Consider the following 1,958-nt stretch of genomic DNA (forward strand, 5'->3'; position numbering starts at 1 on the left):
AACGAAAAGATGCCAAAGTCTCTATCCATTTATCCCAACATCCTTTCACAGAAACGGCCTTACGATATTCTATGGAAAACAAGCCGAACGGATTGGATTTTTCAGAAAAATGGACTGGTTGTCGCCTATTTTTCAGATACAAAAAGAAAAGCCGGACGTCTTTTTTAAGACATCCGGCCGTTCTATTTTTGAACTTAACCTAGGTAAGCTTTTAGCATCCAGTTATGTTTTTCAATATTTTGATGGATCGCAAGAAGCATGTCCCCTGTTGTTTCGTCACCGACTTCATCAGCTAAATCCATGCCGTTTTTCAGCTCTTCCGCGATGACTGTGAAATCATCATATACGCTTTGAACCATTTGTTCAGCTGTTTCATTTCCAGCCGCTTCTTTGACAGAAGCCGTTTCTAAGGATTCCTTCATTGTTGCAATCGGTTTTCCGTTCAGCGCCAAAAGACGTTCTGCTAAGTCATCAATATAAGTTGCTGTTTCGTTGTACAGCTCCTCAAACTTTTCATGAAGAGTGAAGAAATCTTTTCCTTTCACATACCAGTGATAATTATGTAGTTTCACATACATGACCGTCCAGTTGGCTACTTGTTTGTTCACTGCTTGAATCAATTGTTCTGACATGGTATCTCCTCCTTGTTATATGACTATGTATACCCTTAATATCGTACGCTAAAACCTCTTTTTTACCCTTATCTGTCACGATTTCTTCTATTATGCTACAATTGTTAAAAAACGGGAGGTGGAATGTCATGACGCTTCTCATTACGATAAGTATTTTGATTGTGCTGGCTGTTTTGGTTGTAACCATTTGGACGACTGTAAAAGCCTATAATGTAAAGCATACCATTGATCCACCACAAGAAAATCACTCTGATTCACACAATCAATGATGATGTGAATGCTCCTCTTCTGACTGATTGCTGGCAGCATCGGCGTCTCCGACTTGGACTTTTAAGGTCGGCATGCTATGCTGTTTTTTTGCTGTGACATGGGATTGGACAGTGTATACACCATCTTCCTTAAACGTCGTTTCCAATCGGTATACGCCTTTTTCTTGTTTCGCCTTAAACATTTGGCTTGCGTCTTTTTCCCCTTCTTTCCATACTTCAAACTCTACTTCATCGGCATCCGTCACAGCTTCATCACCATATGATACGGCTGCTTCATAAGCAGCGCTTTCTCCGGGATTTACTTTTTCAGGCCCGGTCAGCTTGACATCCAAAACCTCGGGCGTCTCAGCTGTATTTGCTTTACTTTCACCAGATCCGCATCCATTAAGCAATAAAGCAGAAAAAAGCAGAACAACCAACATCTTTTTCATGCCATCACCCTTTCATCGTTTACCTAAATAGTAGCAAACGCTTACAGCAAATGGTACATAAAATATGAGACGTCACAAAAAAGACCTTTTTGCTTATGCGCAAAAAGGTCCTTTCTATTTTAGCCAAATACTTTTAGCAATTCTTCTTTATCCTGTGAAAGCCAGAAACGCATTAAACGTTTAGCGCCTTCCAGATCATGAAGCTTCGCTTGGCCGCACTGCTTTTCATTCGCAGCTGGTATTTCTGTAATCTCTACCGCTTCCTTCATTGTGTCTTCAAGCAGATCAACGATTTCCGCTGATGTCGGCTCTCCGCTCACAACTAGATAATAGCCTGTCTGGCAGCCCATTGGAGAAATATCAATGATATCAAAATGATCGTATTTCTCAGCGTGAGAACGAATCGTAAACGCGAGCAAATGCTCGAGTGTGTGAATGGTGTCAGGCTTCATCGCCTGTTTATTTGGCTGGCAAAAACGAATGTCAAATTTATTGACAACGCCGTCTGTTCCCACTTTATGCACGCCGCAATGTCTTACATATGGAGCAACAACCGCATTATGATCAAGCTCAAAACTTTCTACTGAAGGCATAATGGCACTCTCCCCTTTTTTAAAAATGTAATT

The 1,958-nt window shown here is 41.0% G+C and carries 4 protein-coding genes; 1 reads left to right on the forward strand and 3 read right to left on the reverse strand.

Annotated elements, in window-relative coordinates:
- Nucleotides 1-194 precede the first annotated feature (194 nt).
- Nucleotides 195-632 (reverse strand): Dps family protein, encoded by a 438-nt coding sequence (locus tag RAC86_RS38225; RefSeq protein ID WP_003229083.1) that lies wholly within the window; start codon nt 630-632, stop codon nt 195-197.
- Nucleotides 633-760: 128 nt separating this feature from the next.
- Between RAC86_RS38225 and ytzI the strand changes: the two genes are divergently transcribed.
- Nucleotides 761-901 (forward strand): YtzI protein, encoded by a 141-nt coding sequence (gene ytzI, locus RAC86_RS38230; protein ID WP_043857099.1) that lies wholly within the window; start codon nt 761-763, stop codon nt 899-901.
- Here the strand turns inward: ytzI and RAC86_RS38235 are convergent.
- Entirely contained in the window at nt 895-1,332 is a 438-nt protein-coding gene (locus RAC86_RS38235; RefSeq protein ID WP_014477743.1) for a FixH family protein, read from the reverse strand. The genes ytzI and RAC86_RS38235 overlap by 7 nt on opposite strands.
- A gap of 119 nt (nt 1,333-1,451) precedes the next feature.
- Nucleotides 1,452-1,925 (reverse strand): S-ribosylhomocysteine lyase, encoded by a 474-nt coding sequence (locus tag RAC86_RS38240; protein WP_003219361.1) that lies wholly within the window; start codon nt 1,923-1,925, stop codon nt 1,452-1,454.
- Nucleotides 1,926-1,958: the final 33 nt, after the last annotated feature.

It is taken from the genome of Bacillus sp. LR_5 (assembly GCF_042709275.1).

Coding starts and splice junctions, on each gene's coding strand:
- RAC86_RS38225 (WP_003229083.1), bottom strand. CDS start 632: ATGTCAGAACAATTGATTCAAGCAGTGAACAAACAAGTAGCCAACTGG.
- ytzI (WP_043857099.1), top strand. CDS start 761: ATGACGCTTCTCATTACGATAAGTATTTTGATTGTGCTGGCTGTTTTG.
- RAC86_RS38235 (WP_014477743.1), bottom strand. CDS start 1,332: ATGAAAAAGATGTTGGTTGTTCTGCTTTTTTCTGCTTTATTGCTTAAT.
- RAC86_RS38240 (WP_003219361.1), bottom strand. CDS start 1,925: ATGCCTTCAGTAGAAAGTTTTGAGCTTGATCATAATGCGGTTGTTGCT.